This window comes from Bradyrhizobium sp. AUGA SZCCT0169, from assembly GCF_018130085.1.
GTDB lineage: Bacteria > Pseudomonadota > Alphaproteobacteria > Rhizobiales > Xanthobacteraceae > Bradyrhizobium.
This window is the reverse complement of record NZ_JAFCMC010000035.1, coordinates 52792-74435: the sequence shown is the minus strand read 5'-3', so window position 1 is coordinate 74435 and position 21644 is coordinate 52792. Positions and strand designations below refer to the sequence as shown.

Annotated in this window: 20 protein-coding genes; 14 read left to right on the top strand and 6 right to left on the bottom strand. The window is 63.2% G+C overall.

Annotated elements, in window-relative coordinates; translation table 11 throughout:
- The first annotated feature begins 704 nt into the window (after nucleotides 1–704).
- The 4 genes from gcl (at nucleotide 705) to JQ609_RS28395 (ending at nucleotide 4724) form a co-directional block, all read left to right on the top strand.
- Entirely contained in the window at nucleotides 705–2498 is a 1794-nt protein-coding gene (gcl, locus tag JQ609_RS28410) for a glyoxylate carboligase (protein ID WP_212276139.1), read from the top strand.
- 14 nt (nucleotides 2499–2512) lie between these two features.
- Nucleotides 2513–3298 carry a hydroxypyruvate isomerase gene (gene hyi, locus JQ609_RS28405; protein ID WP_212276138.1) on the top strand — a complete coding sequence of 262 codons (786 nt, stop codon included), beginning with the start codon at nucleotides 2513–2515 and terminating at the stop codon, nucleotides 3296–3298.
- Between the two features lie 26 nt (nucleotides 3299–3324).
- Nucleotides 3325–4212: a 2-hydroxy-3-oxopropionate reductase gene (locus JQ609_RS28400; protein ID WP_212276137.1), complete on the top strand. Its 888-nt coding sequence runs from the start codon at nucleotides 3325–3327 to the stop codon at nucleotides 4210–4212.
- A gap of 122 nt (nucleotides 4213–4334) precedes the next feature.
- Complete coding sequence (locus JQ609_RS28395) at nucleotides 4335–4724, top strand: DUF1236 domain-containing protein (RefSeq protein WP_212205618.1); 390 nt, start codon at nucleotides 4335–4337, stop codon at nucleotides 4722–4724.
- Nucleotides 4725–4831: 107 nt separating this feature from the next.
- On the opposite strand, the gene JQ609_RS28390 is transcribed toward JQ609_RS28395, so the two are convergent.
- From JQ609_RS28390 to JQ609_RS28380, 3 genes are all read right to left on the bottom strand, one after another.
- A complete protein-coding gene (locus JQ609_RS28390) occupies nucleotides 4832–5197 on the bottom strand; it encodes a VanZ family protein (RefSeq protein WP_212276136.1) in 366 nt (121 codons plus the stop codon).
- Between the two features lie 77 nt (nucleotides 5198–5274).
- Nucleotides 5275–5880, bottom strand: coding sequence for a thiamine pyrophosphate-dependent enzyme (locus tag JQ609_RS28385; protein ID WP_212205622.1), 606 nt, complete (start codon nucleotides 5878–5880; stop codon nucleotides 5275–5277).
- 8 nt (nucleotides 5881–5888) lie between these two features.
- Entirely contained in the window at nucleotides 5889–6446 is a 558-nt protein-coding gene (locus tag JQ609_RS28380; RefSeq protein WP_212205624.1) for a thiamine pyrophosphate-binding protein, read from the bottom strand.
- Nucleotides 6447–6664: 218 nt separating this feature from the next.
- Here JQ609_RS28380 and JQ609_RS28375 point away from each other — a divergent pair, with 218 nt between their 5' ends.
- From JQ609_RS28375 to JQ609_RS28360, 4 genes are read left to right on the top strand one after another with little or no spacing between them, the layout of a single operon-like run.
- The gene (locus JQ609_RS28375; RefSeq protein WP_212276147.1) at nucleotides 6665–7612 is read left to right on the top strand and encodes a tripartite tricarboxylate transporter substrate binding protein; all 948 of its coding nucleotides are present in this window, start codon (nucleotides 6665–6667) and stop codon (nucleotides 7610–7612) included.
- Between the two features lie 4 nt (nucleotides 7613–7616).
- Nucleotides 7617–8513 carry an amidohydrolase family protein gene (locus JQ609_RS28370; RefSeq protein ID WP_312014903.1) on the top strand — a complete coding sequence of 299 codons (897 nt, stop codon included), beginning with the start codon at nucleotides 7617–7619 and terminating at the stop codon, nucleotides 8511–8513.
- 15 nt (nucleotides 8514–8528) lie between these two features.
- On the top strand, nucleotides 8529–9578 hold the full coding sequence (locus JQ609_RS28365) for a hydroxyacid dehydrogenase (protein WP_212205626.1): 1050 nt from the start codon (nucleotides 8529–8531) through the stop codon (nucleotides 9576–9578).
- Between the two features lie 31 nt (nucleotides 9579–9609).
- On the top strand, nucleotides 9610–10446 hold the full coding sequence (locus JQ609_RS28360) for an SDR family NAD(P)-dependent oxidoreductase (protein ID WP_212205628.1): 837 nt from the start codon (nucleotides 9610–9612) through the stop codon (nucleotides 10444–10446).
- 434 nt (nucleotides 10447–10880) lie between these two features.
- Here JQ609_RS28360 and JQ609_RS28355 read toward each other — a convergent pair whose 3' ends face one another.
- Nucleotides 10881–11330, bottom strand: coding sequence for a cupin domain-containing protein (locus JQ609_RS28355; protein WP_212276135.1), 450 nt, complete (start codon nucleotides 11328–11330; stop codon nucleotides 10881–10883).
- A 154-nt stretch (nucleotides 11331–11484) separates the two neighbouring features.
- Here JQ609_RS28355 and JQ609_RS28350 point away from each other — a divergent pair, with 154 nt between their 5' ends.
- From JQ609_RS28350 to JQ609_RS28335, 4 genes are all read left to right on the top strand, one after another.
- Nucleotides 11485–12246 (top strand): SDR family NAD(P)-dependent oxidoreductase, encoded by a 762-nt coding sequence (locus JQ609_RS28350; protein WP_212276134.1) that lies wholly within the window; start codon nucleotides 11485–11487, stop codon nucleotides 12244–12246.
- Nucleotides 12247–12392: 146 nt separating this feature from the next.
- Complete coding sequence (locus JQ609_RS28345) at nucleotides 12393–13229, top strand: enoyl-CoA hydratase family protein (protein ID WP_212276133.1); 837 nt, start codon at nucleotides 12393–12395, stop codon at nucleotides 13227–13229.
- A gap of 238 nt (nucleotides 13230–13467) precedes the next feature.
- On the top strand, nucleotides 13468–15819 hold the full coding sequence (locus JQ609_RS28340; protein ID WP_212276132.1) for a bifunctional salicylyl-CoA 5-hydroxylase/oxidoreductase: 2352 nt from the start codon (nucleotides 13468–13470) through the stop codon (nucleotides 15817–15819).
- A gap of 78 nt (nucleotides 15820–15897) precedes the next feature.
- Entirely contained in the window at nucleotides 15898–17142 is a 1245-nt protein-coding gene (locus tag JQ609_RS28335; RefSeq protein ID WP_212205639.1) for a flavin-dependent oxidoreductase, read from the top strand.
- 167 nt (nucleotides 17143–17309) lie between these two features.
- Here JQ609_RS28335 and JQ609_RS28330 read toward each other — a convergent pair whose 3' ends face one another.
- Together JQ609_RS28330 and JQ609_RS28325 are read right to left on the bottom strand one after the other, a co-directional pair.
- Nucleotides 17310–17765 carry a cupin domain-containing protein gene (locus JQ609_RS28330; RefSeq protein WP_192734381.1) on the bottom strand — a complete coding sequence of 152 codons (456 nt, stop codon included), beginning with the start codon at nucleotides 17763–17765 and terminating at the stop codon, nucleotides 17310–17312.
- A gap of 35 nt (nucleotides 17766–17800) precedes the next feature.
- The gene (locus JQ609_RS28325) at nucleotides 17801–18991 is read right to left on the bottom strand and encodes an ABC transporter substrate-binding protein (protein ID WP_212205641.1); all 1191 of its coding nucleotides are present in this window, start codon (nucleotides 18989–18991) and stop codon (nucleotides 17801–17803) included.
- A 232-nt stretch (nucleotides 18992–19223) separates the two neighbouring features.
- Here JQ609_RS28325 and JQ609_RS28320 point away from each other — a divergent pair, with 232 nt between their 5' ends.
- Together JQ609_RS28320 and JQ609_RS28315 are read left to right on the top strand one after the other, a co-directional pair.
- Nucleotides 19224–19718: a MarR family winged helix-turn-helix transcriptional regulator gene (locus JQ609_RS28320; RefSeq protein ID WP_212205643.1), complete on the top strand. Its 495-nt coding sequence runs from the start codon at nucleotides 19224–19226 to the stop codon at nucleotides 19716–19718.
- Between the two features lie 162 nt (nucleotides 19719–19880).
- Nucleotides 19881–21560 carry a benzoate-CoA ligase family protein gene (locus JQ609_RS28315; RefSeq protein ID WP_212276131.1) on the top strand — a complete coding sequence of 560 codons (1680 nt, stop codon included), beginning with the start codon at nucleotides 19881–19883 and terminating at the stop codon, nucleotides 21558–21560.
- The last annotated feature ends 84 nt before the right edge of the window (nucleotides 21561–21644 follow it).

Below are 21644 nucleotides of genomic sequence, written 5' to 3'. Positions count from 1 at the left end.
AAATCAGTGCGCATCTATCGCCATCCCGCCCTGGTCAGAAGGGCGTCGGCCGTCGTCACGGACGTTGGGCGGGTTGCAGTGGACGCTGGTTCACGTCTGACGACGGCGTGGATTAAGCGTACGGCAAAACCGTGTGGTCCTGGCACCCGTTGCAGGTGTCAAGCTGTCGGGTAGGCGAGAGCCGAACCGGCAGCGACGGAGTCAACCAAGAACTCGTCTCCGGGGAGATCACGGCATAAGCCGTAAAGCCATTGCGCAGGGAAGGCCGGGTGTTCTCCGCTGCCCTGTATGCTCGTGTGCAGCATTTCTTGTGCTAACCGCACACGGGACCGCGGGTGCAGCGCGCACCCGGTCTTCCCTGCGCCCTCTGTATTTAGGGCGGGAAGTTTCTGGCAAAGCTCGGGCGCATAGCGTCGCGAGAATGCGAACACACACCCAGCTGTCATCGCCCGGCTTGACCGGGCGACCCAGTATTCCAGAGACGCTGATGATTGAATCGAGAAGCCGCGGCGTACTGGATCCCCGCATGCGCGGGGATGACAACACGCGCGTGGGGATTTCACCGCGCATCTCCCCCAACCATCTGATCCACTGTGCATTTCTCCATCCATTCCACATCGCGGGAAACAATAGCGATGTCGTTGAGATCGAATATGGCAGCCGTGATGATCGCGCCAGAGCAACACGGTCAAGCGAGGTGCAAAATGGCGAAGATGCGAGCGATCGATGCCGCGGTACGTATCCTCGAAAAAGAGGGCGTGGTGACCGCCTTCGGCGTGCCGGGTGCGGCGATCAATCCGCTTTATTCGGCGCTGAAGCGGCGCGGTTCGATCAGCCACATCCTGGCGCGCCATGTCGAGGGCGCCTCCCACATGGCCGAAGGCTATACCCGCGCCAAGGCCGGCAATATCGGCGTCTGCATCGGCACCTCGGGTCCGGCCGGCACCGACATGATCACCGGGCTTTATTCGGCGATCGCGGATTCGATCCCGATCCTGTGCATCACCGGGCAGGCGCCGCGTGCGCGGCTCTACAAGGAAGACTTCCAGGCTGTCGATATCGAGTCGATCGCAAAACCCGTGACGAAATGGGCGGTGACGGTGCGTGAGCCGGCGCTGGTGCCGCGCGTGTTCAGCCAGGCGTTTCACATCATGCGCTCGGGCCGTCCCGGGCCTGTCCTGATCGACCTGCCGCTCGACGTGCAACTCGCCGAGATCGAGTTCGACGACGAGACCTATGAGCCGCTGCCGGTCTACAAACCATCAGCCACGCGCAAGCAGATCGAGAAAGCGCTCGCGATGCTCAATGCCGCGGAGCGGCCGCTGATCGTGGCGGGTGGCGGCGTCATCAATGCCGACGCGTCCGAATTGCTGGTGGCGTTTGCGGAAGTCGTCAACGTTCCCGTGGTGCCGACGCTGATGGGGTGGGGCGCCATCCCCGACGATCACGTGCTGATGGCGGGCATGGTCGGGCTGCAGACCAGCCACCGCTACGGCAACGCCACCATGCTGCAATCGGACTTCGTGCTCGGGATCGGCAACCGCTGGGCCAACCGCCACACCGGCTCGATCGAGACCTACACCAAGGGCCGCACCTTTGTGCATGTCGATATCGAGCCGACGCAGATCGGCCGCGTCTTCAATCCGGATTTCGGCATCGTGTCTGATGCCAAGGCGGCACTGCAACTATTCGTCACCGTCGCCAAGGAATGGCGCAGGGACGGCAAGCTCCGGGATCGTCAGGCCTGGCCGGCCGCATGCCAGGATCGCAAGCGCACCATGCTGCGCCGGAGCCGCTTTGACGACATCCCGATCAAGCCGCAGCGCGTCTATGAGGAGATGAGCAAAGCGTTCGGCCGCGACACCTGTTACGTCAGCGTGATCGGCCTGTCGCAGATTGCCGGCGCGCAATTCCTCGGCGTCTACGGTCCGCGCAACTGGATCAATGCCGGGCAGGCCGGCCCGCTCGGCTGGGCATTGCCAGCGGCGCTTGGCGTGCGCGCCGCCGATCCGACCCGTGAAATCGTGGCGCTGTCGGGCGACTATGACTTCCAGTTTCTGATCGAGGAACTCGCGGTCGGCGCGCAGTTCAAGCTGCCCTACATCCACGTCGTCGTGAACAATTCCTATCTCGGCCTGATCCGCCAGGCGCAGCGCGGCTTCGAGATGGATTATCAGGTGCAGTTGTCGTTCGAGAACATCAACGCGCCGGAGCTCGGCGTTTACGGCGTCGACCACGTCGCGGTCGCGCAGGGCCTCGGCTGCAAGGCGATCCGCGTCACCGATCCGCACGACGCCCAGGCGGCGTTCGCGACCGCGCGCGAATGGATGGCGGAGCACAAGGTGCCTGTGGTGGTCGAGTTCATCCTCGAACGCGTCACCAACATTTCCATGGGCACCGAGATCGACAACATCATCGAGTTCGAGGAAGTGCTCGACCTGCCGCTGGACGATGCGCCGGCGAAGTCGAGCACATCCGGCACATTGTTGCCGGCTTAAGGGGGATATCGACGATGCCCAAATTTGCCGCCAACCTCACCATGCTGTTCGGCGAACTGCCATTCCCAAATCGCTTTGCGGCGGCCAAGGCCGCCGGCTTCAGCGGCGTCGAATATCTGTTTCCCTATGATTTCGACAAGGCCGAGCTCAGCGAGCAATTGCAGCAGCACGGGCTAACCCAGGTGCTGCATAATCTCCCCGCCGGCAATTGGGCGGCGGGCGAGCGCGGCATCGCGATTTTTCCTGACCGGGTCGAGGAATTCCGCGACGGCGTCGCGCGCGCCATCGATTACGCCAGGGCGCTGGATTGCCGTCAGCTCAATTGCCTGGTCGGCATCGCGCCTGGTGGGGCCGATGCGCGCGAGCTGAACGAGGTGCTGATCGGCAATCTGCGGTTTGCCGCCGACGCGCTGGCCAAGGAACGGATCAGGCTTCTGGTCGAGCCGATCAACACGATCGACATCCCCGGCTTTTTCCTCAACGGTACCGAACAGGCGATCCAGCTGATATCAGACGTGCGATCGAGCAATTTGTTCGTGCAGTACGACATCTACCACATGCAGATCATGGAAGGTGACATCGCGCGCAGCCTGCAGAAGCATCTGCCGCGCATCGCCCATGTCCAGCTCGCCGACAATCCGGGCCGCAACGAGCCCGGCACCGGTGAAATCAATTATCCGTTCCTGTTCCGGCATCTCGATTCGATCGGCTATCGCGGCTGGGTCGGATGCGAGTATAAACCGCGGACGACGACCGTCGACGGCCTCGGCTGGCACGCGGCCCTGACGCTCGATACCTGATTGGTCAATAACAAGGGAAAATCCAAATGATCGATATCGGCTTTATCGGCCTCGGCACCATGGGTCGCCCGATGGCGAAGCATCTCCAGACTGCCGGCCATCGCCTGTTCCTGCACGACGTCGCGCCGCTCCCGCCTGAGTTGGTCGCTGAGGGCGGCGTGGGCTGCAAATCGGGCAAGGAGGTCGCGGAAAAATCCGATGTCGTCATCATCATGGTGCCGGACACGCCGCATGTCGAAGCGGTGTTGTTCGCCGACGGCGGCGTCGCCCAGGGGATTTCAAAAGGCCAGATCGTGGTCGACATGAGTTCGATCTCGCCGCTCGCCACCAAAGAATTCGCCAAAAAGATCGAGGCGCTCGGCGCCGATTATCTCGATGCCCCGGTTTCCGGCGGCGAGGTCGGCGCCAAGGCCGCGAGCCTGACCATCATGGTGGGCGGACCGGAGCGCGCGTTCAACACCATGAAGCCGGTCTTCGACAAGATGGGCAAGAACGTCACGCTGGTCGGCGGCAATGGCGATGGCCAGACCACCAAGGTCGCCAACCAGATCATCGTCGCGCTGACGATCGAGGCGGTTGGCGAAGCCTTGCTGTTCGCCTCGCGCGCCGGCGCCGATCCCGCACTCGTGCGGCAGGCGCTGATGGGCGGCTTTGCCTCGTCGCGGATTCTCGAGGTGCATGGCGAGCGCATGATCAAGCGCAATTTCGATCCGGGTTTCCGCATCGAACTGCATCAGAAGGATCTCAACCTCGCCCTTGAAGGCGCGCGCTCGCTCGGCATATCCCTGCCGAACACGGCGATCGCGCAGCAATTGTTCAGCTCCTGCGCCGCGCATGGCGGCAAGGCGTGGGATCATTCCGGCATGGTGAAGGCGCTCGAGATGATGGCTAACCACGAGATCGGAAAGACTTGATCGAACGCGGAACCTGATCCGGGAACTTCCTGTTCCATGTGCCCGTTATTGGCGCGCATGGAACCGGAACATCTGATGCCTCCAATGGTTGAAACGCACCATCAAATTCACTGGAGGATATAATGATTAATCGTCTTGCTGTTTCGCTCATTGCCGCGTCGCTGCTGACATCGGGCGCGGCGTTCGCCCAATCCACCACCGTTCAGGGCGCGCAGGACGGCGCCCGGGCGGGTGGCCAGGTCGGCGGTCCGGTCGGCGAGGTCGTTGGCGGCACCGTGGGTGCGGCCGTAGGCCTTGGATTGGAAATTCCGAATGCCGTGATCACGTCGATCCAGGCCGAACGCGCGCCGTCGGTCGTGGTGCGTGAGCGCGTCGTGGTCGGCGAGCCGCTGCCGCCGACCGTCGAGTTGCGCACGGTGCCGAGCCACACCGAATATCGCTATGCGGTCGTCAATGATCGCCGCGTGATCGTGGAGCCGCGCACGCGCCGGGTGATCAAGATCATCGACTAAGCGAGCCGCTTGCAATCGATCCTCGCGGGAGCATTCCTCCCGCGGGGATTGTTGCGTCAGGACGCTCCGGCCGTCAGGACGCTCCGGCCGTCAGGACGCTCCGGCCGTCAGGACGCGCTTGCGCTCGATCGTTGCGTGCGCTTGACGACCAGATCGAAGGCCGCCGCAGCCGCGAGCCCAACGCAGGCTGCAAGCGCGTCGACCAGAAAATCCTCCAGCCGCGCGTGCCGCCCCGGCGCCCAGAATTGCAGGATCTCGATCAGGCCGGTCAGCCCGACGGCGACGGCCGCCGTGAGCAAGCGGTTGCGCGTGTAGGCCAGGCCGAACGCGAGCCCGATCAGGACAAAGGCAAGTGCATGCTCGCCGTCCTGTCCAAGAATACTGGCGTGCGGACGGTATCCCGGCGGGCCCAGGGTTGCGAAGGTTACGGTTGCGGCAAGACACCAGGCGAACAACTTGAGGGCGACTGACATGGCCTCGGCTTAGCACGATCAGGGCGCGAATATTGCACCTGCGAACAGCCACAATGCCGTGTGGTTAATGCCCATTTCTACAGCGGTTCGCGCACCCCCAGCCCGTGCATGAAGCGCTCCCTGATCTGCACGGGATCGCGGCGGGTGGTGCCGACGCCCGGCTTGTCGTCGATGCGCACGCCGATCAGGGTCGGCCCCGCGGTGGACATGGATTGATCGATCAGGCGCTCGAAATCGTCCTCGTCGGCGGCCCAGGCGCTGTTGCCGAGGCCGCTGGCGATCGCAATCGCAACGATGTCGGCCACAACAGCGCCCGGCGTCGGCTGCGCGCCAGTGATCTGGTAGACGCCGTTGTCCATCACCACCATCGTCAGATTCTTCGGCGCCAGCGTTGCGATCGTCGACAGGGCGCCGAGTTGCATCAACAGCGAACCGTCGCCTTCGAGCGCGAAGATGCGGCGCTCGGGTTGCGCCAGCGCGACGCCGAGCGCAATCGGAAAGGCGAGGCCCATGCTGCCGAGCATGTAAAAATTCTGCGGCCGATGCCCGGCGGCCCACAGGTCGAAATTGGTGTTGCCGATGCCGCCGACCACGGCTTCCTCGTTCTTCAGCCTGGCGACCAGCCGTGAGGTGAGATCGAAGCGGTTCATGACCTTGGTGTTGCGGGCAGGGGTGCTGTTCATGAGATCGCTCACTTGTCGAAGGTCTTGCCGCCGGTCAAAAGCGGCGAAAGGATCAGCGCCACAGGCGCCTGTGTGGTGATGGCCTGCTTGATCGAGCGGTCGCAGATGAACTCGAACTCGTCGAGCCGCGTGCAGGTGTGATGTTCCATCGCAAGCGAATCCAGCACCGGGCGCATGGTGCGGCACACCAGCGACTGGCCGTAGTTGAACTCGCCGAGCGTGCCGCGTTCGGTCACGAACATGATCAGCGGGATCTGGTAGGGCATCGCCAGCGAGGCCAGCACGTTGGCGAGCGTCGCAAAGCCTGACGTCTGCATCAGCACCGCGCCGCGCCGGCCGCCCATCCAGGCGCCGGAGACGATGCCGACGGCTTCTTCCTCGCGCGCGGTCGGAAAGGTCGTGAAAAACGGATCGGCATGCAGGTTCTTGATCAGCGTCGTCAGGATACGATCGGGCACATAGGGCACCAGGCTGATATCGTTGCGCTTGAGCGATTGCAGCACGATGCCGTGCCAGCTCTTCTCCTGCGAGATCTCGGGCGAGGTTTTTTCCTCCGCAACCGTCATACTGTCTTCTCCCTCGATCTTCCGAAAAATTCGCGTTCGCGACATGGTGCCGTCGCGCAGCTTTTGCCGCGCCGAAACTTGACGTCGTGGACGGGATTGTCAACATGCCTTCATCGTTACCGTGATCTGCAGACTTGGCGATGGCTCAAGCACGCCGGCATGCGACAATGTGAGATAACGAGAACATCGGGAGGGCTGCCGTGGCAAGTTGGTTCCGGATGGCTGTGGCTGCCGCAGCGATGCTTACTGCTGCCGGCGCGGCATCCGCGCAGTCGTTCCCTTCAAAGCCCGTGCGTATTCTCGTGCCCTATCCCGCGGGCGGCGGCGTCGATGTGCTGACGCGCACGCTGGGCGAGGTGGTGTCCAAGCAATGGGGCCAGTCGGTCGTGGTGGAGAACCGTCCCGGCGCCGGCGGCGTCATTGCCTCGCAGGCGGTCGTGAGCTCGCCGGCTGACGGCTATACGCTGATCATGGTCGCGAGCGGCCACGCCACCAATCCGTTGCTGTACCCCAAAATTCCCTACGACACCTTCAAGGACTTCACGCCGATTTCGCTGCTGGCGTCGTCGCCCAATATCCTGCTGGTGCGCGCCGATTCACCGTTCAAGACGCTCGCCGATGTGATCGAGGCGGCGAAGGCGAAGCCGGGCAGTCTTTCATTTGCCCATGCCGGCACCGGCACGTCGACGCATCTGGCCGGCGAACTCCTGAAGAGTCTCGCCAAGGTCGATCTCAACGCCATTCCCTACAAGGGCGGCGCGCCCGCGATCAATGATCTGCTCGGCGGACAAATTCCGATGTCGTTCAACAACGGCCCGGAATCGGTCGGGCAACTCCAGGCCGGCACGCTGCGCGCGCTCGCCGTCACCACCGCCGAGCGTGCGCCGTTCCTGCCCGACGTGCCCAGCATGTCGGAAGCCGTGCCGGGTTATGACACCGGCGTGTGGTGGGGCCTGCTCGGACCATCAGACATGCCGCCCGATGTGCTGGCAAAACTCTTCCGTGATTTCGTTGCTGCCCTGAACACGGAGGCCGTGAAGGAGCGCCTCGGCAAGCTCGGCGCATTGCCGATCGGCAGCTCACCGCAACAGTTCCAAGCCAGGATCCGTGCCGACTACGAGAAGTGGGAGCCGATCATCAAGGCGGCCGGAATAAAGGCGGAATAACGATGTGGTGCTCAAGATGATTCCAGCCTGCCTGCCGCCGCGTCCCGTCAGTCGTCCCAAGGCGCCGCTGCCGCCTGATGCCTGCGATACCCATGCCCATGTATTCGGCCCATCGGATCGCTTTCCTTACGCTGATGATCGCAGCTACACGCCGCCTGACGCGCCGTTGGAGAAATACCTCGGCATGCTCGACACGCTCGGCTTTGCGCGTGGCGTGCTGGTGCAGGGCAGTGCGCACGGCCGCGACAACTCGGCGATGCTCGATGCGCTGAAGCGCGAGCCCGACCGCCTGCGCGGCGTGGCGGTGGCTGATGCCAACGTTTCGCCGAACGAATTGCGCGCCTGGCACACGGCCGGCGTCCGAGGCCTGCGTTTCAATCATTTCTTCCGCGACGGCCAGTTGCACTATCGCGGCGGCGTGCCGTTGACGGAGGCCGAGAAACTCGCGCCGCTCATGAAGGAATTCGGTTGGCATCTGCAACTCTGGATCGACGTCAAGGATCTGCCGCAGACGATCCCGATCCTGAAAAAGATCGGCCTGCCTGTCGTGATCGATCACATGGGCCGCACCGATGCCCGCGCCGGCACCGGCACCGATGGCTTCCAGAGCCTGCTGCGTGCGGTCGGCGAGGGCTGGTGCTGGTCCAAATTGTCGGGCGCGCACCGGCTCAGCCAGGACGCGCCTGACTATCCCGACGCGCGGCCGTTCCACGAAGCGCTGGTAAAGGCAAACCCTGAGCGCCTGGTCTGGGGCGGCGACTGGCCGCATCCGCGGGTCGAGGGAGAAATGCCCGACGCCGGACACCTTCTCGAATTGTTTCAGATGTGGACGCCTGATAAAGCGACGCAGCAGCGCATCCTCGTCAGCAATCCCGCCAAACTCTATGACTTCCCGAACTGAAAGTTGCACAACAAGATGACCGTCAACAACAAGCGCGTGTTCTACGTCAAATATCTCGCCCACGAGATCTATACCGAGATACTGAAAGCCAGGGCCGATGTACGGCTCGACAAGCTTGAGAACGAGAGCCCTGAATCCGTCGCGGCGCCGATTCTGGCTGCGGCGCACGCCTATCAGATCGGGGCGGCGCGCGATGAACTGGCGCCGCATTTCCATGCCCATGCGGATCTTCTGAAGCGGGCGCCGAATTTGCTCATCGTCTCCAGCAACGGCGCGGGCTTTGACCCCGTCGATGTCGATGCCTGCACCGCGGCCGGCGTGCTGGTGGTCAACCAGACCGGCGGCAACGCCAATTCCGTGGCCGAGCACGCGCTTGGCATGCTGCTGACGCTGTCGAAGCGCATCCTCGAATCCGACCGTGCGCTGCGCCGCGAGGCCAATGTCAATCGCAATGCGCTGATCGGCAACGAAGCGCAGGGCAAGACCATCGGCGTTGTCGGGATCGGCAATGTCGGACGCCGCATCGCCGAACTCTGCAAGGGCCTGCTGCACATGAAGGTGATCGCGTACGATCCCTATCTCACGGCAGAGGAAGTTGCGGCGCGGGGCGCCGAGAAGGTCGAGCTCGACGATCTGATGCGGCGTTCGGACTTCGTTTCGATCTCCTGCCCGCTGACCAAAGACAATCGCCGCATGATCGGCGCGAAACAGTTTGCGCTGATGCAGCCGCACGCGTTCTTCATCACCACCGCGCGCGGCTTCATTCACGACGAGGCCGCGTTGTACGACGCGCTGCGCGACAGGCGTATCGCCGGTGCCGGGCTCGACGTCTGGGACAAGGAGCCGCCGCCGCCGGAACATCCGCTGCTGCAGTTCGACAATGTGCTGGCGAGCCCGCATACGGCAGGTGTAACCAGGGAAGCCCGCGTCAACATGGGCAGGATCGCCGCCGAACAGATCCTCGACGCGCTCGACGGCAAGCGGCCGCCGCGCATCGTCAACCCCGAGGTCTGGCCGGCCTATGCCAAACGCTTCGAGAAGACGTTTGGTTTCGCACCGAAATAGGGCTGCCCTGAAATCGACGTGAGATAAGGCAATGACCGAGAAACCGCGCTACGTCCGCCCGCTCAGTCCGGAGTCATCCGGCGAGGCGCCGGGGCGCGGGCGCCTTCAGGGCCGCAGGATACTGGTGGTCGGCGGCGGGCAGCGGACATTCGACGCCGCAACCGATCCGGTCGGCAACGGCCGGGCCATGTCGCTGCTGTTTGCGCGCGAGGGGGCGCATATCGCGGTCGCCGATATCCATCGTGCAAGCGCGGATGACACGGTCACGCGTATCGCCGCCGAAGGCGGCCGCGCCTTTTCAATCGAGGCCGACATCGCGCGTGAGGCCGATGTGAACAGAATGGTTGATGAGGCGATCGACGGCCTCGGTGGTCTCGATGGCATGGTGCTCAACGTCGGAATCGGCGTCGGTGCGCTCGGCCTCGACGGCGTCGACTTGAGGGAGTGGAACGACACGCTGGCGGTCAATCTGAGCGGCCCGATGCTCTGCTGCCGCAAGGCCCTCAAGCATCTTGCCGAGGGCTCATCGATCGTTTTCATCTCGTCGATCGCAGGGCTTCGCTCGGGCTCGCGGCTGATCGCGTACGATACGTCGAAGGCCGCGCTCGGCGGCCTGATGCGCAATGTCGCGCGGGAAGGGGCAAGGCGCGGTATCCGCGCCAACATCATCTGCCCGGGTCTCGTCGATACCCCGCTCGGGCGCCACACCAGCGCGGGCCGGCCGTCGCGGAGCGCTGCCGGTGCACCGTTTGGGCGCATGGCGACAGGATGGGAGATCGCCTATGCCGCGCTGTTCTTCATGTCCGAAGAGAGCGTTTACGTGAATGCGCAGACCCTGGCGGTCGACAGCGGCATCACGGGGTTATGACCGTACAAAAAGGGGGGAGAAAATTTCCCCCGCTGTCGGCTCGATCAGGGCAATAATTCCACTGCCAAACGGCTGCCGCACGAAGCGGGCGTTGCTATTTTCCCAGGTATCTCGACTAGTTAGCCCGTTACGACCATTTTCCAGGAGGCGCCGCGTTTTGGGAACGACCGTTCCGCCGGGCGCCGATGGAAGATTGAGATGCGACAGGTACAACAATTTCTGCGCAACGCGCCGTCCCGGATCGGACGTCGGCTGGCCCAGATCGTCGCGATCGCCGCTGCCAGCCTGCCTTCTGCCGGGGCTTAAGGCCTCTTACGTCAATCTGAAAACTTAAGAGCCCGCGCGAAGCTGCGGGTCGCGGATACCCGTCGCGTCACGTCTGGCGCAGATGTTCGACGTCGCCCTGGGGGCCCAGCTAAAGTTCGCGCAGATTTTTAGTCGTTGGCTTCCGGCGGCAGAAAATTCACTTCATGCTCGGCCGAGATGCGCACGATTTCGGCGACATCGCTGAGATTGTGCAGCTGGTTGAAAAGTGCTTCCAGCTTCTGGGTCGGTGAAACCCAGAAAAGTGCCCGCGCCGGTCTGTCCGATTTGTTGAAATAACCGTGCGGAATTCCGCGCGGCAGCCGGACCAGATCGCCGGCCTTGGCCTGCACCCAGACGCCATCGAGTTTCAGGTCGAGCATGCCGTCCTGCACCAGGATGAATTCGTCCTGCGTGGGATGGATGTGGACCGGCACGAACTGGCCGGGATCGCTGTTGGTCTCGAACGCAAAGGTGGAGTCCGTTACCGCCTTTGGAAAATACACCTGCCCGAGAATGTTCCAGGTCTTGCCGGAATATCCGGTGCCGTTCTGCGTGATGCCTTTTTCGAGCGCCGCCATGTTGCTGACCCCTGTGTGGCTATGCGGCGACGCTACCTTCGGACGGCCTTCTGTCAAGCGGCGGATGTGAGGCCGGAGTGCCAGCTTACTTGCTTCCTTGCAAAAGCTTGAAGTTTAAAATAAATGTCGAGGGTCAGTTCCGGGAGGCCGACCGATGTCCAAACTGTTGCATTCCCAGCATGCGCTCGTCACCGGCGGCGGGCGGGGTATTGGCCGCGCGGTCGCCGCAGCCCTGTCCGAGGCCGGCGCCGTCGTCACCGTGCTCGGCCGCAATCGCGCCACGCTGGATGAAGCGATTGCGTCAGGCGCCGCGCAGTTCGTGGTAACCGCCGATGTCGCCGATGCAGCTTCGGTGAAATCAGCCATTGCGGAGGCCGCGGCGCGCCAGCCGATCGACATCCTGATCGCCAATGCGGGCGCGGCTGAATCCGCGCCGTTCGGCCGCTCCGATGCGGCGCTGTTCCAGCGCATGATGGACGTCAATTTCATGGGCGTGGTGCATGCCACGCAGGCCGTGTTGCCCGGCATGCTGGAGCGCCGCCGGGGGCGGGTGGTCGCGATCGCTTCGACCGCCGGCCTGAAGGGCTATGCCTATGTCAGCGCCTACAGTGCTGCAAAACACGCGGTGATCGGTCTGGTTCGTTCGCTGGCGCTGGAAACGGCCAAGAGCGGCGTCACGGTCAATGCCGTCTGTCCCGGCTTCACCGAGACCGATCTGCTCGAGGGCAGTATCGACAACATCATCAAGAAGACCGGCCGCAGCCGCGAGCAGGCGGTGGCCGAACTATCGAAGCACAATCCGCAGGGCCGCCTCGTTGCGCCGTCGGAAGTCGCCGATGCCGTGCTGTGGCTGTGCGGCGCGGGCGCCGGCGCGATCACCGGACAGGCGGTCGCCGTCGCCGGCGGCGAAGTTTGAAATTGAAACCGTCATTGCGAGCGAAGCGAAGCAATCCATCTCGCCGCAAAAAGAAAGAATGGATTGCTTCGCGGAGCCTGTCATCGGGCGCGCATTCGCGCGACCCGGTGGCTCGCAGTGACGAATAGCAAGACAAGGGAGATCCCATGAGCAGACCCGCCAACCCCGTCACGCTGCCACTATCAGAATATTCGCCGAAGCATTTTCTGCTTGAGGTCGACGGCAAGATCGCCACCGTGACGCTGAATCGTCCGGAGCGGAAAAATCCGCTGACCTTCGACAGCTACCGGGAACTGACTGATTTCTTCCGCGCCAGTGCGATGGACGAGGAAGTCAAGACCATCGTGGTGTCAGGCGCCGGCGGGAACTTCTCTTCGGGCGGCGACGTCTTTGAGATCATCGGCCCGCTGGTGCAGATGGATACCAAGGGCCTCACGGCCTTCACCCGGATGACCGGCGATCTGGTCAAGGCGATGCGCGCCTGTCCGCAACCGATCATTGCTGCTGTCGACGGCATCTGCGCCGGGGCCGGCGCAATCATCGCGATGGCCTCGGACATGCGCATGGCGACATCAGGCGCCAAAGTCGCCTTCCTCTTCAACAAGGTGGGTCTCTCCGGCTGCGACATGGGCGCCTGTGCGATCCTGCCGCGTATCATCGGCCAGTCGCGGGCCTCGGAACTTCTCTACACCGGCCGCTTCATGACCGCGGAGGAGGGCGAACGCTGGGGCTTCTTCAGCCGGATCGTGGCGCCCGACCAGGTGCTGGCGCAGGCGCAAGCGCTGGCAAAGCAGGTTTCGGATGGGCCGACCTACGCCAACACCATGACAAAGCGCATGCTGGCGATGGAATGGGCGATGTCGGTGGAGGAGGCGATCGAGGCGGAGGCGGTGGCCCAGGCCCTGTGCATGACCACGGAGGATTTTGCCCGGGCATTCGAGGCGTTTTCCAACAAGCGGTCGCCGGTGTTCCAGGGGAATTGAGCTCCACTCTTTTTCCTCATGGTGAGGAGGCGCAACAGCGCGCCGTCTCGAACCACGCTTTGCCCTTCGGGCTACGCGTGGCGCAGCCACTCACCAAAAAGGACAAAGCGTGCCCGGCGAAGCCCATAGGGCGAAGACGGGCTCCTCAGGATGAGGGAGGTTAGAGGGGCTTGCCTGAAAAATGCTTTAGGTTTAAAGTAATTTCCAGATGGCCCGTTAGCTTGCTTCGGAGGCGCTGATGAAGGTGGCGATAATCGGCGGGGGGCCGGCGGGTCTCTATGCCGCGATCCTTTTGAAGAAGCAGCGGCCGCAGGCCGAGATCACGGTGTACGAGCGCAACCGCGCCGACGACACGTTCGGCTTCGGCGTGGTGTTCTCGGACGCCACGCTGGACAACTTCGAAAAGTACGACCCGCCGAGCTACCGCCGCATCACCCAGGAATTCGCCTATTGGGATGACATCGCCGTGCATTTCCGCGGCACCGTGCATCGGGTGGGGGGCAACGGCTTTTGCGGCTGTTCGCGCCGCATGCTGCTCTTGATCCTGCAGGAACGTGCCCGCGAACTCGGCGTAACGCTATTGTTCGAAACCGATGTCGACGACGAGACCCGTTTTGCCGATGCCGATTTGATCGTGCTCGCCGACGGCATCAACAGCCGTTTTCGCGACAAATACATCGAGCATTTCCGCCCCGAGATCGACCTGCGTTCCAACAAGTTCGCCTGGATGGGATCGACCCGGCCGCTCGATGCCTTCACCTTCATTTTCCAGGAGACCGAGTGGGGCCCGTTCATCGCCCACGCCTACCAATATGAAACCGGCCGCTCGACCTGGATCTTTGAGACCGATTCCGAGACGTTTGCGCGCGCCGGTCTTGAAGGCCTGAGCGAGCAGCAATCCGCCGAGCGCATGGCGGAAATCTTCGGCTGGTTCCTCGGCGACCACAAGCTGCTGACCAACCGTTCGATGTGGCGCAATTTTCCGATGATCCGCAGCGAGCGCTGGGTCAAGGACAACATGGTGCTACTCGGCGACGCCAAGGCGACCGCGCATTTCTCGATCGGCTCCGGGACCAAGCTTGCAATGGAAGACGCTATCGCACTCGCAGAGGCGATGGCGCAGGCGCCGACGGTCGATGTAGCCTTGCAGACCTACGAGCGGGGCCGGCGCGAGGAGGTCGAGAAGACCCAGCACGCCGCCGACGTGTCGCTGGTCTGGTTCGAACATGTCGACCGTTTCTGGGATTTCGATCCCGTGCAGTTCGCGTTCGGCGTCATGACCCGCGCCAAGGCGATCACCTACGATAATCTCACGCTGCGTGCGCCGGGCTTCGTCAGCGAGGTTGACAAGGCGTTTGCAAAGACCGTCCGCGCCAAAGGGTTTGATGTCGACATCGAAAAACCTGTCGCGCCGATGTTCCAGCCGTTCAAACTGCGCGAGATGGAGGTGGCCAACCGCGCGGTGGTGTCGCCGATGTGCATGTATTCGGCCGAGGAGGGCGTGCCAGGCGATTTCCATCTGGTGCATTACGGCTCGCGCGCGATCGGCGGCGCGGGTTTGATCTTCACCGAGATGACCTGCGTCGGCCGCGACGCCCGGATCACGCCGGGTTGCACCGGGCTGTGGAACGACGAGCAGCAAGCCGCCTGGACGCGGATCGTCGATTTCGTTCATGCCAATTCAGCCGCCAGGATCTGCCTGCAGCTCGGCCATGCCGGCCGCAAGGGCGCCACCAAGCTGATGTGGGAGGGCATGGACCGGCCGCTCGAGCAGGGCGGCTGGGACACGCTGTCGGCGTCGCCGATCCCTTATTTCCCGGACAGCCAGGTGCCGCGCGAGATGGACCGATCAGCGATGGATCGCGTCAAGGCGGAGTTCGTGGCCGCCGCGCTGCGCGGCGAGGCCTGCGGGTTCGACATGCTGGAGCTGCATTGCGCGCACGGCTATCTGCTGGCGAGTTTCATCTCGCCGCTTACCAACACGCGCACGGATGAATATGGCGGTACGCTCGAAAACCGGCTGCGTTATCCGCTCGAGATATTCGAGGCGATGCGCGCGGCATGGCCGGCGCACAAGCCGATGTCGGTGCGCATCTCCGCCACCGACTGGGCCGAGGGTGGCGTCACCGGCGACGATGCGGTGGCGATTGCGCGCGCATTCGCCGAGGCCGGCGTCGATCTCGTGGACGTCTCCACCGGACAGACCGTGCGCGACGCGCAGCCGATTTACGGCCGCATGTTCCAGACGCCGTTCTCCGAACAGGTCCGCAACGAGGCAAGGGTTGCGACCATGTGCGTCGGGAACATCACGACGTCGGATCAGGTCAACACCATCCTCGCCGCCGGCCGCGCCGACCTGGTGGCGCTGGGCCGGCCGCATCTGGTTGATCCTTCCTTCACCATACGGGCGGCGGCCTGGTATGGCGCCTCCGATATCGCCTGTCCGCCGCAATATCTCCCCGGAAAAGAGCAGATTTTCCGCAACTCCGTCCGCGACCGGCAGGATTTCGACGACCTCAAAATTAAGGGTAAGCCGAAAACCCGCGCCGAGCTCAAGGCCGAGGCGACAAAGCCGCTTGCGGCCGAATAGGCTGGATGGCACGCTCCTTACTCCCTCTCCCCGCAAGCGGGGCGAGGTTGAAGACAGAGTTGAGTGGAGTTTGAGCGGATGAAGGCGATCATCGTCGGAGGCGGCATCGGCGGCCTCACCACCGCGCTGATGCTGCGCGCCCGCGGCATCGATTGCGAATTGTTCGAGCAATCGGACAGCATTCGCGAGCTCGGCGTCGGCATCAACACGCTGCCGCATGCGATCCGCGAACTCGCTGGCTTAGGGCTGCTGGACCGGCTGGATGCGGCCGCTGTTCGTACCGATGATTTGTATTATCTGAACCGTCACGGCCAGGAGGTCTGGCGCGAGCCGCGCGGCCTCGGCGCCGGTCACGACGTTCCGCAATTCTCGGTTCATCGCGGCCGCCTGCAGAGCGTTATTCATCGCGCCGTCGAGGAGCGGCTCGGCAAGGAGACGATCCACACCGGCTGCCGGCTTGGCGCGTTCGCGCAGCACGAAGGCGGCGTGATCGCGCATTTCTTCGACCGTACCGGCGCGCATATCAAGACCGCACGCGGCGACGTTCTGATCGGGGCCGACGGCATCCATTCGCGCGTGCGCGAAATGCTGTTTCCGGACGAGGGGCCGCCGTGCTGGAACGGGCTGATGCTGTGGCGCGGCGCACGCGACTGGCCGATGTTTCTGACCGGCAGTTCGATGATCGTGGCCGGCGGATTGAATGCCAAAGTCGTGGTCTATCCGATCGCGGAAGGATCGAGCCCCGCCAGCCGGCTGACCAATTGGGCCGTGATGGTCAGGATTGGTGAAGGCAACGCACAGCCGCCGCGCCGCGAGGACTGGTCGCGGCCGGGCAAGCGCGAGGAATTGATGCCGCATGTGGCGCGGTTCTCGGTGCCGCATGTCGACGTCCGCAACCTGATCTCGGCGACGCCGGAATTTTATGAGTATCCCTGCTGCGACCGCGATCCCTTGCCATACTGGACCTGGGGACGGGTGACGCTGCTCGGCGACGCCGCGCATCCGATGTATCCGGTCGGATCCAACGGCGCCTCGCAGGCGATCCTCGATGCACGGGCGCTGGCGGATTCGCTGGCCCATGCCGAGCATCCGCGCCAGGCGCTGCTGGCCTACGAGCAGAAGCGGCTGCCGATGACGGCAGAGATCGTGCGCGCGAACCGCCGCGGCGGCCCGGAAGGCGTCATCGACGCGGTCGAGCAACTGGCGCCCGACGGTTTTACGGATATCGAGAAGGTGCTGAGCTACGGCCAGCGTGAAGCGATCGTACGCGGCTATGCGTCAAAGGCGGGCTTTGCCGCGCCGTCGCTGGCGGCGGTGCGGTAAGGTTCACTAGCCCCCACACGTTCAACTGTCATCGCCCGCGAAAGCGGGCGATCCAGTATTCCAGTGACGCTAGTGATAGACCCGAGAAGCCGCGGCGTACTGGGTGCCCCGCCGGAGCCTGTCATCGGGTGGCCATTCGGCCGACCCGGTGGCGGGGCACGACAATCTCACGCCCCCGGGGGCGGCGGCAGGAAGTGGATGTTGTGCTCGGCCGCCAGCGCCACGACGGCGTCGGGCGTCTGCTCTTTCATGTTGTGGATGCCCCAGAACAGGTCATAGAGCCGCCGCGTCGGCGAGACCCAAAACAGCACCTTCGAGGTCCGGCCGGACTTGTTGAAGATGCCGTGCGGCTTGCCCATCGGCAGCCGCACCAGATCGCCCGGCGAGGCCTGCGTCTCTGATCCGTCGAGGAAGAAGTCGAGCTTGCCTTCCAGGATGTAGAGATATTCGTCCTGATCGGGGTGGATGTGCGGCGGCACGAAAGTGTCGGGCGGGAACGTCGCATGCCATGAGAAGGAATGCTCGGTGACGCTTTTCGGCACATAGGTCTGGCCAAGGATGTTCCAGGAAATTCCCTGGATGCCTTCGTTGGCGCGGGTAATCCCGGCGATTTCGGTTTTCATCATGTCGTTTCCTTCCAGCGTTTGTTAACCGCCGCTTATTTAGCCGCCGTGCAATCCTTGGCGTAGCGGTCGCCGTAGTTCGAAAACACCTTTTCGACAATCTCGGTCTGGAACTTGCCGTCCGGGCGCTTTGCCACTTTGGTGAGGTAGAAGTTCTGGATCGGATAGCCGTTGACGTTGAACTTGAAGTCGCCGCGCAGCGAGGTGAAGTCGGCCTTCTTCAGTGCCGCCGATACCGCGTCCTTGTTGGCGAGATCGCCCTTCGTCGCCTTGACGGCACTGTCGATCAGCATCGCGGCATCATAGGCCTGGAAGGCGTAGGTGCCGGGCACGATGTTGTAGGCCGCCTCATAGCCGGCCACGAATTTCTTGTTCTGCGGATTGTCCAGATTGGGTGCCCAGTTCGAGCCGCCGAACATGCCGACGGCGGCGTCCTGCTGCGCCGGCAGCGTCGATTCATCGACGGTGAAGGCGGAGAGGACCGGAATGCGATCGGCGAGACCGGCCTGCCGGTATTGCTTGACGAGGCCGACACCGAGGCCACCCGGCATGAACGTGAACAGCGCGTCGGGCTTCGAGGAGGATATCTTGGTCAGCTCGACCTGGAAATCGGAGGTGTTCAGCGGCAGATAGCTTTCCTCGACGATCTCGCCCTTGTAGTCGATCTTGAATCCGGCGGCAGAATCCTTGCCTGCCTGATAGTTCGGCACCAGCACATAGACGCGCTTGTAGCCACGATCCTGAGCGACCTTGCCGAGGATCTGATGGACCTGATCATTCTGGTAGGAGGTGACGTAGAAGAACGGGCTGCACTCCTTGCCGGCATAGGTCGAAGTACCCGCGTTCGGGCTGATCAGAAACGTCTTGTTGTCGGTGACCGGCTTGTGAATGGCCTGGAGGATGTTGGAGAAGATCGGGCCGACGACGAAATCGACCTTTTCGCGTTCCAGGAGGCCCTTGACCTTGGTCACCGCCGCGTCCGGCTTCAGTTCATCGTCGACCACGACGACTTCGACGTCCTTGCCGCCCATCTTGCCGCCGAGGTCCTTTACCGCGAGCGCAAAGCCGTCGCGGACCTGCTGGCCGAGCGCCGCCGGAGGGCCGGATAACGTCACGATGACGCCGATCTTGATCTTCTCCTGCGCCGCGGCTTGTCCTGCGGCGACACTCAGCAAGACCGCAAGCAAGGCTAACTTGGGTCCCGCCAATTTCAACGGCTGCATCATGACTGCTCCTTCATTCGGCCGCAGCCGAAACCACCACAAATCGCTTCTTGCAAAGCAGCTTATTCTGAGGATGACGGCCGCCGCAAGCAACAAGCCCGCAAATAAGAATCCATGTAAGAAAGCCATGCAAGCTACGCGCCAAATGCTTGAACCCTAAAGAAATCTGGACCATGATAGCAAGCTGCGCTTGGTTCGGATTCCCCCGCACACGCAAATCGGACAAGATGGCGTCATGATGCTTGATTCAGAGACCAAGGCGGTCGAACTCCCCGAGGATCACGGGGATGAAATCAGGCTGTGGCTCCGCCTTCTGACCTGTACCACCCTGATCGAAGGCGAGGTTCGCAGCCGTCTGCGCGAGCGCTTCGATGTGACGCTGCCGCGCTTCGATTTGATGGCCCAGCTCGACAAGGTGCCCGACGGCATGACGCTGTCAGACGTCTCGAAGCGGATGATGGTGTCGAACGGCAACGTCACCGGGCTGGTCGAACGGCTCGTCGAATCCGGTCACCTCGACCGTCGCACCTCCGATGCCGATCGCCGCGTCCAGGTGATCCGCCTGACCAAGGCCGGCCGTGCCGAGTTCCGCAAGATGGCGGCCGAGCATGAACTATGGATCGCCGACATCTTCGGGGATCTGACGCCGAAGGATGTCCGCGAATTGATGCGGCTGCTCGCCAAGACCAAGGCCTCGGCGCAAAAATCCGCGAAGGCGCGGACGGCGTAGGCGCAGCCGGGAACTGGCGGCGCGCGCCGGCTTCCAAAAAAGAGTGGAGCAGCCCTGATCTGGGCCCTTGCGCCAAATTACTTTAAGTATAAAATGATTGCCAATGGAGCACTGCCGGACGGTCTTCACAAGCCTTTCATCCCGAACGCGAGGGCGATGGAAATGTCAGGTAGAACTTTAGACCTTGGCCCATCTGGGCACGTCGACGATTTCGCGCGGCGAAACCTGCCGCCGCCGGACCAATGGCCGGAACTGGTTCTGGACCGGCCGGAATTCCAATACCCCGAATATCTCAATGCCGCGGTCGAACTGACCGACCGGATCGTCGAGAGAGGCTTCGGTGATCGCACTGCGCTGATCGGGAATGGCCGCCAGCGCACCTACAAGGAACTTGCCGATTGGTCGAACCGCCTGGCGCATGCGCTGGTGGAGAATTACGGCGTCAAGCCCGGCCACCGCGTGCTGATCCGCTCCGGCAACAATCCCGCGCTGGTGGCGGCTTGGCTCGCGGCGACCAAAGCCGGCGCCGTCGTCGTCAACACCATGCCGATGCTGCGCGCCGGCGAGTTGACAAAAATCGTCGACAAGGCCGAGATCGCGCTGGCACTGACCGACAGCCGCATCGCCGATGAACTGGTCGCATGCGCCAAGACCAGCAAGTTTCTCAAGCAGGTTGTGAATTTCGACGGCACATCGAACCATGACGCCGAGCTCGACCGGGTGGCGCTGAACAAGCCGGTCCGTTTCGACGCCGTCAAGACCGGCCGGGACGACGTCGCGCTGCTGGGATTTACCTCGGGCACCACGGGCGAGCCGAAGGCGACGATGCATTTCCACCGCGATCTTCTGATCGTGGCCGATGGTTATGCGCGGGAAGTCCTCAACGTCACCGAAGACGATGTGTTCGTCGGTTCGCCGCCGCTGGCCTTTACGTTCGGCCTCGGCGGCCTTGCGATCTTCCCGCTGCGGTTCGGCGCGACAGCGACCTTGCTGGAAAACGCCTCGCCGCCCGAGATGGTCAAGATCATCGAGACCTACAAGGCCACGATCTGCTTTACGTCGCCGACGGCATATCGCGCGATGATGGCCGCAATGGACAACGGTGCGGATCTGTCGTCGCTGCGGCTGGCGGTATCGGCCGGCGAGACCTTGCCGGCGCCGGTGTTCGACAGCTGGACCTGCAAGACCGGAAAGCCGATTCTCGACGGCATCGGCAGCACCGAATTGCTGCACATCTTCATCACCAACCGGATCGGCGAGGCCGTCGCGGGAACGACGGGACGCCCGGTGTCGGGATACGAGGCCAAGATCGTTGACGATGACATGAAGGAGTTGCCGGCAGGCACGGTCGGCAAGCTGGCGGTTCGCGGCCCGACCGGATGCCGCTATCTGGCGGATTCGCGGCAATCGAATTACGTGCGCGACGGCTGGAATCTGACTGGCGATTCCTTCGTGCGCGACGAGACGGGACGCTTGTCGTTCGTCGCCCGTTCGGATGACATGATCGTTTCCTCCGGCTACAACATCGCGGGTCCCGAAATCGAGGCCGCGCTGCTGACGCATCCGGCGGTCGTGGAATGTGGCGTCGTGGGCGCGCCCGACGAGGCACGCGGCATGATCGTCAAGGCCTACATCGTGGTCGCCTCCGGCGTCGAAGCCGATATGGCGCTGGTGACGGAGCTGCAAGAGCACGTCAAGCGCGCGATCGCGCCGTACAAATATCCGCGCGCGATCGAGTTCGTCGCGCAATTGCCCAAGACCGGGACCGGAAAATTACAGCGGTTCGCGCTGCGGCAGATGGCGCAGGCCAATCCCGCCTCGGCGGGCATGGCCGCGGAGTGAATAGCATAGCGTTTTCGAGCGAAGTGGATACCGGTTCGCGTAAAGAAAATGCGTCAAACAACAATCTGGAAGTGATGGAGAGAT